The following is a 15,223-nucleotide window of genomic DNA, read 5'->3' on the forward strand; positions in this document are numbered from 1 at the left end:
TGCTTGATGTGGCTGCACCTCAGCGATACCCTTTCTTTAATTGACGATGTAGTCAAGGGGGCAGTCGTGGGTACTTTTTCCGTCTCGAAGCGCCGCGAGGTCGCGGGCGTCCTCGCGGCCGCGATCACCGGCGGACTTCTCGCAGGCGCCAGTTTCTGGTCTGCCCCTCAAGCTGAGGCGACGTGCCTGTCCGCGTTCGGGCTCGGCAAGAGTGCCGATTGCAGCAGCACACTGTTCAGCGTCGCCTTCGCGCTCGGCCAGGGGGCCCAGGCGCACACCAACGGATTCTTCGGCGCCTCATTCGCCGTCGGCAACGGCGCGTCCGCGTCTAGCACCGACGCCTTCACCCTCGCCAGCGCGGTCGGCGAGAACTCCAGCGCCGCGGCGCACGGCTTGCTCGGGCTCGGCCTGAGCATCGGAGGCACCGACAACGAGGTGGTGGCCGGCGGCGCAGGATCGGTTCTGACACTGGCCAGCAGCTGGTTCGGCAGCAACAACACCGTCAGCGCGCAGGGCGGATTGTGGAATCGCGCCGGCAATTACGGGGGCAGCAACAACGTCGTCACCAGCCAGGGCAGCAGATTCAATCACTCCCGCAACATCCTCGGTAACGACAACGTCGTGACGACCACGGGCGGATACAGCAACGCAGCGCAGAATGCATTCGGCGACGGCAACTCGCTGATCCAACAGGGCGGAACCGGCAATCTCGCCAAGAACTTCTTCGGCGGTTCCAACTCAGTGACCATCACCGGCGGGTACGCCGACTTCGGGCGCAATCGCTTCGGCAGCGACAACACCGTGTCCATCGTCGGCGGCAACGCCAACCTTGCGAGCAACCTCCTTGGCGCCGGCAACACCGTCCACTCAGAAGGCGGATACTTCAACAGGGCGCGCAACATCGGCGGCGACGAGAATGAGCTGTCGACAGGGGGTTTCGACAGTCGGTTCAACTTGGTCTACAACATCGGCGGACGACGTAACGACGTGACCGCCGGTGGGCCGGGAAGCTTCAACGCCGGGTTCAACTTCCTCGGTAGCGACAACAGCGTGTCTGCCGGTCCCGGCCCTCTCGCTCTGGCCGGATCGGTGTTCAAGGATGGCCAGGACGTCACGAAAGAGGATTTCGGCGTTGCCATCAACAACTTCCGTATCGGTGGCGCCCTCGCGGATCGTCAGCGCGACGAGACCGCGAGCTCGTCTCGCGTGAGTGTTGACAAGCCTGCCAAGAAGACGGCAGCCGACAAGCCGGCCAAGAAGAGCAGGACCGAGAAGCGGGAATCGCGACGAGCGCGGACGTCAGCAGCTGACAACTGACCAGCCGCTCAGGTACCCCGGTCGATGGAGTCGAACACCTCCAGCGATTGCTCGAAAGGCTTGGACGTGACGCCCAATTCGTTGCCGAACGGATGATCCAGCCAGAACACGACGAAGAGCAGCAGGCCGAGCAGGACCGCGACGGCCCCCAGCAGGCACAGATGCGCGCGAGCACTGCCCAGACGCATGAAGCCACCGATCCCGAGGAGGACGACGCCCCCGAACAGCAGACCGGTCCACAGCAGGCCCGGGATGCGCGGTGTCGCGTCCAGGATGCGTTGGTTGCGTTGCGATGCCAACGTGGTGAGTTGATCGAGGAACTTCTGCGTGATCGGACTCGTTGCGACGCTGGACTGCTGACCTCCGAGTACCGCGTACATCTCGTTGAGCGCATCACGCGCGGTCTCAGTACCCACGCCGGAGCGCAGCGAGTTCTGCCACTCGGGCCCTTCGACAGCGTCAGCGTACTTGCGCAGCAGAACCCGCATCTGGGTCTGTTCCGGAACTGGCATGGCGACGGTCTGGCGGTACATCGTCACGATCGTGGAGGCTTCATTCGACACGTTTGTCTCGGCGGAGGAGAACTGTTCCCATGCAACGACGATCGTGAAACCCAACAGCGCGCCGTACACCAGGCTCACGCATGTCAAAAATGGCGACAGCGCCGAGTTGTGGCCGTCACCGAGGTTCTTGGGCAGCGTCCGGTCGGCGAGGAGAACGCTGCCCGTGGCGATCAGCAGTGCGATGAACAGAGATGCCGCCAGCAGCAGCCACAGCGCCGAAATGCCGAACCCGCCCATGTCATCCCCTCGAGTCGCGTTGCGTGCATCGAGTACCCCGTCGCGGGCAAGCTTAGAGATTCCCCGGACCGATTCGTGCCGAGTGCGCCAAGATAGCCGGCCGCCAGTGCTAAAGAGAACACGTGGACCTCGCGAGCTGGACCCTGGGGCTGTCGCTCATCGTGGTCACGATCGCGGCTCACACGACGGCAGTGGTGGCGATGGCCCTCATCCTCGAGAAGAGATTGGCCGCACGATCGGCTGCGAGTACACCGACTCGGCGGCAGGCCATTTCGACGGTGATCGTCCGCATCGGGACGATCGCCGTTCTCCTGGCGGCGCTGCACGGTGTGGAAGGCGTGGCCTGGGCCGTGGCCTACCGGTGCCTCGGCGTGTTCGATTCCTTTGCACAGGCATCCAGTTACTCGCTGGCGGCCATGACGACCTCGGAGTCCTCTGCAGTGCCTCTCGCGTCACGGTGGCAGATGCTCGCTGCTCTCGAAGCGATCAACGGTTGTCTGTTGTTCGGCATCAGCACAGCGTTCCTCTTTGCCGTGATGCAGGTGCACTGGCACATTCTGATCCAGCGCCGCGTTCCGCAGATCGATCGAGAAAATTAGCTGCGACCCTCTGATTCGGGTCTTGTCACCCTCGCATCGGGATTACAATTCTCCTGCGCCTCGAGCGCCAACTTCCGGTCTGCAGTGGTGGGGGACGGTTGAAATGAAATCCTGCACAACAACTTCCGCGAGCACGCTGGTGACGATCACCGGCAGAACGATCACGGCGCTCAGCGCAGCGGTGGCCGTCGCGGGCGCCGGCATCGTCGCCCCGCCGCCTCCGCACGAGCAGGCCGTACGGCCCGCGCCCACGGTCGGCCTCGCTGCCGCGACCCTACCGTTCGCGGTCGGTGATCAGGCGCCGGCGTTGGTCACGGCCGAGCCTGCAGGAGCAGTGCCCCTGGCGGGTGTCCGGCGCATCATCATTCCGCCGAGTGTGGGCCAACCTCCGCCGGATCTGCCGACTATTCCGCCACCTCAGGCCACCCCGTACGAATTCGAAGACGCGATCATCAACACCTATCACGCCATCGAGCCGTGGGTACGGTATGGATTCGAGCTGGCGACCTACGCGGTCGGGTGGGTGCCCTGGGTGGGATGGCTCTCGCCACAGATCATGATCTTCTACAACTTCGGCGAGCGGATCGTGGAAAGCCTCGTGGTCAATTCGGCGAATTGGCTCTGGGGTCCGTTGCCTTTCGGCGAGGGACTCGCGAACGTCGCGCGGGACAGCTGGGACGCCCTCGTGCAGCTGGGCAGAGACGAATGGAACTTCTGGTTGCCTCCGCTGCCGCCCCTGCCGCTTGCCGCCGAGCCTGCTGACGCGCAGTCGCCGGCGCCCGCCCCGGAGAAGCCACGTCCTGTGCGCGAAGCACTGGGCCGCATCTTCCCGCGGCTCGCAGCGGACGCACCCCGCTCCGTCGAGAAGCGTCGGTGGGCCGACCGCACAGTCGACGATGCAGACCCACCATCGGTGGCGGCCGCACCGGATCCGAGCACCCCGAGCCCTGATTCGACCGATGCAGCCGAGCAACCGAAGACGGAGAAGAAGAAGCCGCGGCTGACCCTTCGCGAACGGAGAGAGGACGCCGCGGCGTCGTCGAACACCCGTTCGTCGGAGAAACCGAACAAGCGCCGCCTGGGCAGCCTGCGCGACCGAGGGTGATCTGCCGCGTCGACCATGTTGACGCAGGAGCTCAGCATCACCGCGACGCGATGTGCACCCGCGGCCGGTAGACGAGCTCCTGAATGTGACCGTCGAGTGTGCGGCTCTCGAGCAGCTCCAGGTCGAAGTCGGCGGCGCCGACGAAGACCGGAATCGCGCCGGTCTGCCCGGTGATGACGGGAAAGATCGTGAGGTGCAGGTAGTCCACGAGGCCGGCGGCCATCAGGGCGCGATTCATCGACAGGCTGCCGTGCGAGCGCAACGGGATGTCCGACTGGGCTTTGAGTCGGGTCACCACGTCGACAGCGTCAGCGCGCACCACGGTCGCGTCCGGCCACTCGAGCGGCTCCTCGACGGTCGTGGAGATGACCGTGGCCGGCAGATGGTACATCGCGGTGACCCACGGGTCGTGGACCTCGGAATCGTCATCGCCCTCGCCGATCATCTGCACGAATTGACGGTAGGTGTTGGCGCCGAACACCAATCGTTGATCTCCTCGATAGAGGTCGAGGCGGCGGGCAAGCAGTTCAGGGCCTTGCTTGCCCCAATAACCGGTCCAATCGCCGCCGCTCGCGCCGCCGAAGCCGTCGAGACTGGAGAACACGTCGAAGGTGTAGGTCGCGCTCATGATGCTCCTCGAGGCTCTATCGATTATCTGAGAGGTAGACCGGGCGGCGGCGCCGAACTCATCGATGAGGCCGGGATACTGGTCGTGTGGACATCGTGGCCCTGATAGTCATCTCGATCCTGACGGCGGCGGTGATCACCCTCTGTGTGCTACTCATCGTGTCGCGCCGTCAGCTCACTAATGCTCGAAAGAAATTGCGGCGCAGTCGAGAAAGCCTTCCGAGCACCGGGCGCAGGAGACGACCCGGGGTCGCTCCGCTGGCCGTGCGGACCGTCGCGCACACCGTCAAGAGCGCCGACGCGCTGATCCGGCACGGCATCGTCGGCACCGTCCGCAGCTCGGTCGACGACCTCGCCGCGTGGGCGCGCGTCGAACGGCCGGATCTGGCCCGCCTGACCGCCGACGGTCAGGTCGTCCTGATGTTCTCCGACATCGAAGGTTCCACCGAACGCAACGAATCGCTCGGGGACCAGGCGTGGATGAAGGTGCTCGATCGGCACAACCGCCTCGTGGAACGCATGGTCGCCGACCATCGCGGCTATGTCGTGAAGAACCAGGGAGACGGTTTCATGATCGCCTTCTCCGCACCCGCCGATGCGGTGCGGTGCAGCCTGGCGATCCAGCGGGCGCTCCGTGAGAGCGCCGAGCGGTACGACGGTATCCGGGTCCGGATCGGTATCCACGTGGGTACGTCGGTGCGGCGGGGTGATGATCTGTTCGGCCGTAACGTCGCGATGGCGGCGCGTATCGCCGATCTGGCGTCCGGAGGCGAGATCCTGGTCAGCGACGACGTGCGCGAGTCGGTGGCCGGCGCCGACGGCATCGCGTTCGACGATCCCGTCGAGGTCGACCTGAAGGGGCTGCGCGGCACCCAGTCGGTGTCCTCGGTCCGCCTCGTGCCGTGAAACCCCAGGCCGCCGTGACACACTCCCGGGCATGAACGTCGAGGCCATCCTGCAGACGATTCCGCCGATCGCGGTGTATCTGGTCGTCGGCGCCATCATCGGCGTCGAGAGCCTCGGCATCCCGCTACCCGGCGAGATCGCCTTGGTCAGCGCGGCGCTGCTGTCGTCGCGGCACAGCCTCGACATCAGCCCGGTGGGCGTCGCGGCGGCGGCCGCGCTCGGTGCCATCGTCGGCGACACCATCGGCTACTCGATCGGACACCGTCACGGCATGTCGCTGTTCGAACGGCTCGGCACCCGCTTCCCCACGCACTTCGGGCCCGGACATGTGGCGCTGGCCAAGGGACTGTTCCAGAGATGGGGCGTCTGGGCGGTGTTCTTCGGCCGGTTCATCGCGCTGCTGCGGATCTTCGCGGGCCCGCTGGCCGGTGCGATGCGGATGCGCTACCCGAGGTTTCTCGCCGCCAACGCCGGCGGCGCCCTGGTGTGGGCAGGCGGAACCGTCGCCGTCATCTACTACGCGGGCATGGCCGCCGAGCGCTGGCTCTCTCGGTTCTCCTGGATCGCGCTCGTCGCCGGGATCGTCATCGGGATCGGCGCGACACTGCTGATGCGCGAACGGACCTCACGTCTGATCGCCCAGCTGGAGGCCGAGAACGATTGGGAAACGCTGCGCCGGAACTAGCGCCGGTGTGAGAGCCCGACCATCGTGAACACCGCCGAGTATCCGAGCCACCGCTACCGGCCGCTCTATGCGGCCGGGTTCGTCACTGCCTTCGGCGCGCATTCCATCGCCGCGAACCTGGGGACGTATGGACAGCAGCAGCAGGCCAGCCTGCTCACGATCGGCCTGCTGCTCGCCGTGTACGACGCTGCCGAGGTCATCCTCAAACCGGTCTTCGGCACACTGGTGGATCGAGTGGGGCCGCGCCCCGTTCTCATCGGTGGCTTGATCGGATTCGCCTGCGCGTCAGCAGCATTCGTCGCAGCCGGCGATCCCGCGCTACTCGGCGTGGCGCGCTTCGGCCAAGGGGCCGCCGCGGCGGCGTTCTCCCCCGCGGCGTCCACCCTCGTGGCCCGACTCCAGTCACCCGGCGGTCACGGGCGACGGTTCGGCAGCTACGGAGCGTGGAAAGGGTTGGGGTACACGCTGGGACCGCTGCTGGGTGGGGCGCTGGTGACCCTCGGCGGGTACACCACGCTGTTCGCCTGCCTCGGCGGGCTCGCGGTGATCGTCGCCGCCTGGGCCGCGTGGGTGGTTCCCCGGGTCGAGCCGTTGCCGCGGCGGCGTTCCACCGTGGCGGATCTGGCCCGTCGTCTCACCCGGCGCGCATTTCTCGTGCCCACCCTGGTGCTCGCCGCGTCGACCGCTGCACTGTCGATCGGCGTGGGTTTCTTCCCGATTCTCGCCGCGTCGGCCGGAGCCAGCGCGGTGCTCAGCGGAGCGCTGGTATCCCTGCTGTCGGGCTGCGCGGCGTTCTCCCAACCGTGGGCGGGCCGCGCGCTGGATGCCCGTCGCGTCAGCTACCGGGCGGGCGCCGTCGCGGGATCGGCCGCCTGCGGTGCCGGCTTCCTGCTGGCGGGACTCCTGGCCGGGCCGGCCGGGCTGACCGTCGGCGCCGTCGCGATCGGACTGGGCGCGGGTGTGCTGTCCCCACTCGGTTTCGCGGCCCTGGCCGCATCGGCGCCGCCGGAACGGCTCGGCGAGACCATGGGGTCGGCCGAGGTCGGTCGCGAGCTCGGAGATGCCGGCGGCCCGCTGCTGGTGGGCGCCGTCGCCGCCGCAGCCACGCTCGGGGTGGGATGCGTGGCCGCGGCGGCGCTCATGGCCGGCGTCGCCGCCCTCTCGGCGGCGGCGAAGGACTGGCCTACTTCGGGGGCATCCTGATGCCGCCGTCGACGCGCACGACTTCGGCGTTCATGTAGGAGTTGGTGAGCAGCTCGACCACCATCGACGCGAGCTCTTCGGGCTTGCCGAGCCGGCGCGGGTAGAGGACGGACTCGCCGAGCTTGGCCTTGAACGCCTCCGAGTCCGGACCTTCACCGTAGATCGGCGTGTCGATCAGGCCGGGAGCGACGGTGTTGACGCGGATGCCGACCGCGGCGAGGTCGCGGGCGACGGGCAACGTCAATCCGACGACGCCACCCTTCGACGACGAGTACGCCGCCTGACCGATCTGGCCGTCGAAGGCGGCCACGCTGGTCATGTTGACGATGGCGCCGCGCTCACCGGAGTCGGTGAGGTCGAGCCGGCTCATCGCGGTGGCGGCCAGCCGGATGCAGTCGAAGGTGCCGACCAGGTTGATCGCGAGCACCTTCTTGTAGGCGTCGAGGTTGTGCGCCGAGGCGAATTCGCCGTCCTTACCGATCGTCCTTTGCGCCCAACCGATTCCGGCGGAATTGACGAGGACGCGCAGCGGCCCCAAGTCGACGGCGGTGTTGACCGCGTCCTCGATCTGGGACGTGTCGGTCACGTCGACGCTGACGTACGCGCCGCCGATCTCGTGCGCCAGTTCCTGGCCTCGCTCGGCCTGCAGGTCGGCGATGACGACCCGGGCGCCCTGCGAGGCGAGGAGGCGGGCGGTGGCGGCGCCGATGCCTGAGGCTCCGCCGGTGACAATTGCGCTGGTTCCATTGACGTCCACAGCCGGAGTGTAGGACAGGTGTCGAGAAGCCGATCGCGAGACACCCACCCCGCATCTGCGCGGTCCGACGTCGACCTAATGCACATCCTCGGAATGCGCGGACATGTGAAGTCGTACGCGCAGACGCTCGACCGTGGCGTCGACGATCTCGGCGAGCGGCCCGTCGGCCACACACGCGACCGGATCGTCAGACTCCTCGATGGCCCTGAACCGCTCGGCCAACGCGGAAGCACCGAGCATCGCGCCGGGTGAGCGAATGGCGTGCGCGCTGCGGCGGACGGCGTCCGCGTCACCCGCGGCGGCCGCGCGATGGAGGTCATCCAGCCGGCGCGGCATCTCGGTGACGAAGGACCGCGCGACCTTCTGCAGCGACACCTCGCCGAGCTCGGCAAGCATCCGATCGATCCGCACGTCGTCGAGCAGAGGCGCACCGCCCACCGTCTGGACAGGTCCGCTCGTCAACGGTTCCCGATCCGGACATTCCTCGGGGCGCTGACCGAGGAAGCGGCCGAGCTCCCGCGAAAGATCGGCAAGGTGAAGGGGTTTGGTCAGGAAGCCGTCCATCCCCGCCCTCTCGCACGCATCGCGGTTGCCCTCCATCGTGGATGCGGTGAGCGCCAGGATGGGGATGTGAACGCCACTGCCGCGTTCCTCGGCCCGGATCCGTCGGGTCGCCATGTATCCGTCCATGACCGGCATGTTGCAGTCCATCAGGACGGCGTCGAACCGGCCTGAACCCAGGCGCTCCAACGCTTCCGCCCCATCGAAAGCGGCCTCGCATACATAGCCGAGCCTCTTGAGTTGCGCCTCGACCAACACCTGATTCGTCGGGTTGTCGTCGACGACGAGAATCGTCCCCAGCGAGCCGTCCGTGGCGGGCTCGGCCTCCGAATAGGGCGCAGGCTCAGGCGGCGCCGTTTCCGGCAGCGGGAGGGTGAAGTGGAAGGTGGAGCCGTGGCCTTCGAGGCTGACCACCGCGAGCCCGTCGCCACCCAACGCCTTCACGATCCCGTCGGAGATCGCCAGGCCCAGCCCACTGCCGCGGTCGGAATCGGCGCCGGACACCTGCGCGAAGGGCTGAAGGACGCGATCGATCTCTTCCCGGGGAATGCCGGGACCGGTGTCGTTGACAGCGAATCGCACGAGATCGGGGGCCGTCTCGGTGGCCGCCGACGAGATCTCGATGTCGATGCGGCCCACGCGCGTGAACTTCGTCGCGTTGCTGACCAAGTTCAGCAGCACCTGATGAACCCTGTCGGGATCGCCGATCCGCCAATCCGAGATGGTCGGATCGACGGAGGAATTGACCGTCAACCCCTTGGACTCAGCCGTGATTCGGACACTCTCGATCAGGTCGTCGAGCAATTTTCGGAGCCGGAACGGTGTGGACGCGATCTTCGTCCTGCCGGCGTTGAGCCGCGAGAGGTTGAGCAGATCGTCGATGAGCCGTGTCAGACGGTCCGCCTCCGTTCTCACCCGGCGGGACCACTCCGCGATCTCGTGGCGTCCTTCCGAGGACAACTGGTTCTCCATCAGTTCGGAGAACCCGAGGATGGCGTGCAGCGGAGCACGGATCTCATGGCTCACCGTCGCCACGTAGTTGGATTTCTCCTCGGCCAAGATCAGCGCCGCCCGCTGGGCGTCCTCGTGTTCGAGCGCGAGGGAAGCGAGGTCACAGCAGCGCAGAAACGCTGTGCACGCCATGTCGTCGAGCATCTCGGAGTCACCGAACACCTCGAGTGTCCCGGCGGTGTCCGTCGTGCTGGATTGGAACGTCTGCTTCCACGCCGGCGGCGCCGAGACATCGGCTCCGGCAGGAAGTGTCATCGACAACGTGTCCGTCGTGATGCGTACCGCGTTCTGTCCGGACGCGCCGATGGTCAGCTCTCCGATCTGACGCAACACCGCAGGCAGGTCGTCGCCGGTGGCGATCCGCTCCAGCACCTCGGCCTGCCCTCGATCGAGGAACGACACACGGGCAAGCTGACTTTCGGTGCTGTCCAACGTTTTTCGCTCCCGATCGAGCGCAGCGCGGGCACCGCGATACTGCCGCACCACGTTCGTCGCCACCCAACCGAGCAGCACCGTGGCGACCGCGAGGGTGGCCAGGAGCATACCGAGCTGGATGACCCGTCCTTCGAGGAGGTTCTGGCTGCTGCTTCGCGCATCCATGTGCAGTTCTGCGGTGGCGCTGTCGGCCATCCGGCGAGACGTTTCGGACAGGGCGTCGGATCGCGGCAGCACGATGCGGCCCCAGTCGTCGCGCTGAGAAGGCGGCAGAAATCCTGGAGGCACCTTCGTGAGGGCGTCGTCCAGTTCGCTGAGCTTGGCCCGGTACTCGGGTGACGTGGAATCGCCTGCGGTGATCCCGTTTCCGCCGACGACGGCCAGCCGTTGAGCCAGCAGGGCGCGCTGCACCTGGACCTCACGACGCGACGCGATGCCCAGCAGGTAGCGGTCGAATGCGTCTACGTAACTGAGGGTTTCGCTCAACGTGTAGAACATGTTGTTGCCGGCGGTCTCCGTACGGGCGACGGCCTCGGAGTACCGGCGGTGCTCGGCCGTCACGGCGTAGTTGTTGACGATGAGAGCGCCGATCAACAGCACCAGCACTGCGACAAGTGCCCATTGTCCGCGGTTCAGGCGGAGGCGCAGATCAGGCGAGTCGACCCGCGGGGTGGCCATCAGGAGCCGGGTGTCGGTCGATCCGTCACGGTGATCGATGCCACGCTCCAGTTCCACGCATCGAGGACCGTGGAAAGCGGAGTTCCGTCGGGGAAAACGATCCGGATCGGTCCGCCCTGGTCGTACGGAATCGGCTCTCCGTCTCGTTCTGTGGCGATCAGTGCCTGCGAGCCGACCATCGGCGCGACAGCGCTGGCGTAGCTGTAGTCGTTGAGGGCAACCGTGTCGATGGTCGCGGTGTCGGGGATTCCGGCCTTGGCGAGGACGGTGGCCAAGGGCACGCCGCGGAACGTCTGACGCTTCTTGACGAAGGGTTCGTCGATGGTGATCGTGGTGTTGCCGAGTGCGTTGAGCTGGTCCATCGTCAGGGAAAGTGGGGCGCTGCCGCCCTCGACCCTCAGGATCGGTTCGTCGGGTCCCGCAGGGTCGATGGAGGGCGCCCCGTAGGGATTGGTGGTCGACGGGCCGGCCTGGGTCGCGGCGGCGCCCGTCGATGAGGCCACGGCGGAGGACGAGCCGTCGGAGCCGCGATCGCCTCCGCATGCGGCAACGACGAGGAGGGCCATAAGCCCTGCTACGCAGGCCGCGAGACGGTTGTGCATGACGAGACGATACTCAGTTTCGCCTCGTCGACCCGCCAGAATGGAGGGCCGAAATGCCCGGATCAGCCAGGGTTGTAGGGCGGGCGGGGCTCGAACCCGCGACCAATGGATTATGAGTCCACGGCTCTAACCGACTGAGCTACCGCCCCTCGCGCGGCCACCATGGTCGCACACGCGCGCTCACGCGAAGACGGTCTGCCCCGTCTCGTCGACCTCGTAGCGTTCGGTGCCCTCGGTGACCCGCGGCGCATCGGCGCCCAGCGCCACGGCGATCTTGTTGGCCGCGTTGCGCATCACGTCCAGGGTCAGCTCGAACGCCTGCTCCTCCGAGAAATGCTTGTGGACGCCCGCCACGATGCGCTCGTCGATCCCCGAGGGCGTCCATATCAGCGCATCGACATAGCGCAGGGCCGCTTTGTGCGCGTCGGACAGGTCGGCCGCGGCCTCGAAGTCCTCGATCTGCCGGTACAGGCCTTCGGACCCACCCTCGTCGAGCGCATGAGTTTCCCGCAGCGATCGGCACAGCCGGCAGTTGTGCGCGGCCGCGCCGCGCAGCCGCACCACCTCCGTGGTCACCGCGTCGAGGTCGCGCAGCCGCGCGACCGCCGGGACGAACCCGCCCAGCAGTGCGTCCACCGGATCGCCGTCGGGATTCCACGCCACCTCGGATACGACCCCCGGCGCACCGAGTCCGAGCGCGTCGCATCCGGCCCACACGCGGGGCACGAAGTCGGCGATGAACACCGAGACAACGAAGCGAAATGCCCTGTCTCCGTATGCATTCACGAAGCACTGTCGCTGGTTGTCGCCGACTCCGGTGACGTCGGTGCTGAACTGTTCGGCGAACGCGGCCAGCACCGCCTCCTCCTCGGAGTGCCCGTCGACCAGGTCCACCGGGACGGGCAACGGTGACAGCGACAACGCCCGCCCGCACGTCAGCCGGATCACGGTGTCGGCGCGGCTGTCCCCCGAGGACAGCGCGACGAGCTCGGCCAGCCGTTCGGGCAGCGCGCGGTCGCTCACCCCGGTGAGCTTATTGCGCCTGACTGACCGACGACATGTGAAAGTCCGGAATTCGCAGCGACGGCATCTGCGCCCGGGTGGCCCAGTCGCCCCATTCGCGCGGCAACGTCACCTCGCTGACGCCGGCCTCGGTGGCCCGGCGCAGCAGATCCAACGGGCTCTCGTTGAACCTGAAGTTGTTCACCGCGGCGGTGACCTCGCCGTCCTCGACCAGATACACCCCGTCCCGGGTCAGGCCGGTCAGCAGCAGCACCGACGGGTCGACCGCGCGGATGTACCAGAGCGTGGTCAGCAGCAGCCCACGCTCGGTGGCCGCGATCATCTGAGCCAGGGAGTCCCCACCGCCGGTCATCAGCAGATTGTCGGCTCCCACCGCGACGGGCGCATCGAACTCCGCCGCCGCGGCGCGGGGATAGGCCAGCGCGTTGATCACTCCGTCGCGCAGCCAGTCGACCCGGTCGATCGCCATGCCGTTGTCGAACACCGAGACCCGGTCCGACGACGTCGCGGCCACCACGTACGGCGCACACTCCAGACCCGACGCGTGCGGATCCGAGAACAGCGTCAGCGGGAGATCGGTCAGCCTCTCCCCCACGCGTGTCCCGCCGCCCGGGGCCGACAACGCCGAGCGGCCCTCCTGTGCGCCCCGACCGCCCATCGTCCACGTCAGGTAGATCATCAGATCCGCCACGGTCGACGGGGGCAACAGGGTCTCGTAGTGACCCGCGGGCAGATCGACGGTGCGCTGCGCCCACGACAACCTGGTGTCGAGTTCGGCCAGCAGCGCGTCGGTCGACACGTCCGCGAAGTCGGGGGTGCCGACCCCGGCCCATGCACTAGCGCCGTCGCGCTTGGCGTTGATCTCCACCGAGCCGGTGGGCTGGGTGAAGCGCCGGCGCACACCACCGGAGGTGGCCACGAAGGTCGTCTCGACGACGTGGCGGGCATACCCGAACAGCGTGTCGCGGCCGCGGAATCCGCGGGCCAGGTCGCGCGCGACGCCGGCGAAGACGTCGGCGCCCGTGTCCGGGAGCGGGGCATCCCAGTCGGCCGGCACGTCGGTGCCGGGCAACGCGGCGGCGTTGTCCCGCGCGGCGGGCGCCGCCGCGGCCGCCCGCTGCGACGACGCGACGAGCCCGGCGATCACCGACGGATCGACGGCGCTCGAGCGCACGGAGCCCACATGGGCGTGTTCGCCGCGGCGCACGATGGAGATCACCGTGGTGGTGCGGGCGGTGGATTCGCCGTTGGTGGTCATGGTGTTGTTGGCCCACCGCAGCGACGCGTCGACGCGGTCGGTGACCACGACGGTGGTCTCGTCAGCTCCGCCGAGGCGGGTCGCCTCGGCCAGCGCGGTCTCGACCACCTGCTGCGCGCTGATCATCGCGTGCCCTCGTCGCGGGTGTTGAGCACGTTGATGCCTCGAAACAGGGCCGACGGGCAGCCGTGGCTGACGGCCGCCACCTGACCGGGTTGGGCCTTGCCGCAGTTGAACGCACCCCCGAGGCGCCACGTCGACTGTCCGCCAACCGCTTCCATGGCACCCCAGAAGTCGGTGGTGGTCGCCTGGTAGGCGACGTCGCGGACCTGTCCGTCGAGTGCTCCGTCGCGAATTCGGAAGAAGCGCTGACCGGTGAACTGGAAGTTGTAGCGCTGCATGTCGATCGACCAGCTCTTGTCACCGACGATGTAGATGCCGTCCTCCACCCGCGCGATCAGCTCATCGGTGCTGACATCCTCGGCGGCCGGCTGTAGCGACACGTTGGCCATCCGCTGGATCGGCACGTGATGGGCCGAGTCGGCGTAGCTGCAACCGTTGGAGCGGCCCACACCGAGCCGGGGAGCGAACACCCGGTCGAGCTGATACCCCACGAAGAGACCGTCGCGCACCAGATCCCACTTCTGCGCGCGCACCCCCTCGTCGTCGAAACCGACCGTCGCCAAACCGTATTCGGCGGTCCGGTCGGCGGTCACGTTCATCACCGGCGAACCGTAGATCATCCGGCCCAGCTTGTCGGGTGTCGCGAACGAGGTGCCGGCATAGGCCGCCTCGTAGCCGATGGCGCGATCGTATTCGGTGGCGTGCCCGATCGATTCGTGAATGGTCAGCCACAGGTTGGTCGGATCGATCACCAGGTCGGTGGGTCCCGCCACGACGCTGGGGGCCTTCACCTTCTCGGCCAGCAGCGCGGGCAGCGCGGCGAGCTCGTCGGTCCAGTTCCAGATGTCGTCGCCGGCAACGGCTTCCCACCCGCGCGCGGTCGGCGGCGCCAGCGTGGACATGGTCTCGAACGTGCCGGCCGCGGTGTCGACGGCGACGGCCTCGACGGTGGGCAGGATGCGCACCCGCTGCTGGGTGATCGACGAGCCGAAGGTGTCGGCGTAGAACGTCTGCTCCTTGGCCGCGTGCAGCCAGGCCGACGCGTGGTCCACGCCGTCGGAGGCGAGCAGCCGGCCCGCGTAGTCGCCGAGCACGGCGATCTTGTCCTCGGCGGGTACCTCGAACGGGTCGACGAGATAGTTCGACACCCACGTCATGTCGCGGTACACGGGTTCGGGGGCGAGTTCGATGCGTTCGGCGTTGAGCGGGGCAAGTGTCGTCGCGACGCGCACAGCCCGGCGGGCGGTGGCCGCGGCCGCCTCCGGGCTCAGCTCGGCGTGCGAGGCGAAACCCCACGCTCCGTCGACGATCACCCGGACCGCCAGACCGATCTCGCTGTTCACCACCGCGGTTTCCACGTCGTGGTCACGCAACGCGATGGTCTCGGTGGTGATCGCGTGGATGCGTAGATCGGCGTAGCTGGCTCCGGCCTGTGCTGCCGCGGCCAGTGCCGCGTCGGCCAGTGCCTGCCGGGGCAGCGCCAGGAAATCGGCGTCGATGGTGTGGGGCGCACTCACGCCCATCACCGTAGTG

14 protein-coding genes and 1 tRNA gene are annotated in these 15,223 nt (G+C 67.5%); 6 read left to right on the plus strand and 9 right to left on the minus strand.

From position 1 onward, the window contains the following. The first annotated feature begins 66 nt into the window (after positions 1-66). Complete coding sequence (locus MHN84_RS18090; RefSeq protein ID WP_241205880.1) at positions 67-1,317, plus strand: hypothetical protein; 1,251 nt, start codon at positions 67-69, stop codon at positions 1,315-1,317. A gap of 8 nt (positions 1,318-1,325) precedes the next feature. On the opposite strand, the gene MHN84_RS18095 is transcribed toward MHN84_RS18090, so the two are convergent. Beyond that, positions 1,326-2,117: a DUF4239 domain-containing protein gene (locus MHN84_RS18095; RefSeq protein ID WP_241205881.1), complete on the minus strand. Its 792-nt coding sequence runs from the start codon at positions 2,115-2,117 to the stop codon at positions 1,326-1,328. Positions 2,118-2,317: 200 nt separating this feature from the next. Between MHN84_RS18095 and MHN84_RS18100 the strand changes: the two genes are divergently transcribed. Beyond that, positions 2,318-2,716, plus strand: a complete 399-nt coding sequence (locus tag MHN84_RS18100) for a hypothetical protein (RefSeq protein WP_241205882.1) — start codon at positions 2,318-2,320, stop codon at positions 2,714-2,716. A 139-nt stretch (positions 2,717-2,855) separates the two neighbouring features. Next, positions 2,856-3,821, plus strand: a complete 966-nt coding sequence (locus MHN84_RS18105) for a hypothetical protein (protein ID WP_241205883.1) — start codon at positions 2,856-2,858, stop codon at positions 3,819-3,821. 37 nt (positions 3,822-3,858) lie between these two features. Here MHN84_RS18105 and MHN84_RS18110 read toward each other — a convergent pair whose 3' ends face one another. Further along, positions 3,859-4,449: a dihydrofolate reductase family protein gene (locus tag MHN84_RS18110; RefSeq protein ID WP_241205884.1), complete on the minus strand. Its 591-nt coding sequence runs from the start codon at positions 4,447-4,449 to the stop codon at positions 3,859-3,861. Between the two features lie 86 nt (positions 4,450-4,535). On the opposite strand from MHN84_RS18110, the gene MHN84_RS18115 reads away from it, so the two are divergent. From MHN84_RS18115 to MHN84_RS18125, 3 genes are read left to right on the plus strand one after another with little or no spacing between them, the layout of a single operon-like run. After that, positions 4,536-5,354 carry an adenylate/guanylate cyclase domain-containing protein gene (locus MHN84_RS18115; RefSeq protein ID WP_241205885.1) on the plus strand — a complete coding sequence of 273 codons (819 nt, stop codon included), beginning with the start codon at positions 4,536-4,538 and terminating at the stop codon, positions 5,352-5,354. 31 nt (positions 5,355-5,385) lie between these two features. After that, positions 5,386-6,039, plus strand: a complete 654-nt coding sequence (locus MHN84_RS18120) for a DedA family protein (protein WP_241205886.1) — start codon at positions 5,386-5,388, stop codon at positions 6,037-6,039. A gap of 21 nt (positions 6,040-6,060) precedes the next feature. Continuing rightward, complete coding sequence (locus MHN84_RS18125) at positions 6,061-7,242, plus strand: MFS transporter (protein WP_374238385.1); 1,182 nt, start codon at positions 6,061-6,063, stop codon at positions 7,240-7,242. On the opposite strand, the gene MHN84_RS18130 is transcribed toward MHN84_RS18125, so the two are convergent. The 7 genes from MHN84_RS18130 to MHN84_RS18160 all read right to left on the minus strand — a co-directional run bounded on the left by MHN84_RS18130 (position 7,223) and on the right by MHN84_RS18160 (position 15,207). After that, positions 7,223-7,999, minus strand: a complete 777-nt coding sequence (locus MHN84_RS18130; protein WP_241205888.1) for an SDR family NAD(P)-dependent oxidoreductase — start codon at positions 7,997-7,999, stop codon at positions 7,223-7,225. The two genes, MHN84_RS18125 and MHN84_RS18130, sit on opposite strands and share 20 nt — an antisense overlap. A gap of 75 nt (positions 8,000-8,074) precedes the next feature. Further along, positions 8,075-10,741 (minus strand): sensor histidine kinase, encoded by a 2,667-nt coding sequence (locus tag MHN84_RS18135; RefSeq protein ID WP_241205889.1) that lies wholly within the window; start codon positions 10,739-10,741, stop codon positions 8,075-8,077. Next, a complete protein-coding gene (locus MHN84_RS18140) occupies positions 10,684-11,286 on the minus strand; it encodes a molybdopterin-dependent oxidoreductase (protein ID WP_241205890.1) in 603 nt (200 codons plus the stop codon). Before MHN84_RS18140 ends, MHN84_RS18135 begins: the two co-directional genes overlap by 58 nt. A gap of 75 nt (positions 11,287-11,361) precedes the next feature. After that, positions 11,362-11,435, minus strand: a tRNA-Ile gene (locus tag MHN84_RS18145). Positions 11,436-11,466: 31 nt separating this feature from the next. Further along, on the minus strand, positions 11,467-12,309 hold the full coding sequence (locus MHN84_RS18150) for a carboxymuconolactone decarboxylase family protein (protein WP_241205891.1): 843 nt from the start codon (positions 12,307-12,309) through the stop codon (positions 11,467-11,469). Between the two features lie 10 nt (positions 12,310-12,319). Next, positions 12,320-13,693 (minus strand): metallopeptidase TldD-related protein, encoded by a 1,374-nt coding sequence (locus MHN84_RS18155; protein WP_241205892.1) that lies wholly within the window; start codon positions 13,691-13,693, stop codon positions 12,320-12,322. After that, positions 13,690-15,207, minus strand: a complete 1,518-nt coding sequence (locus MHN84_RS18160; RefSeq protein ID WP_374238383.1) for a TldD/PmbA family protein — start codon at positions 15,205-15,207, stop codon at positions 13,690-13,692. Before MHN84_RS18160 ends, MHN84_RS18155 begins: the two co-directional genes overlap by 4 nt. Positions 15,208-15,223: the final 16 nt, after the last annotated feature.

This window comes from Mycobacterium sp. PSTR-4-N, assembly GCF_022348085.1.
Taxonomy (GTDB): Bacteria; Actinomycetota; Actinomycetes; order Mycobacteriales; family Mycobacteriaceae; genus Mycobacterium.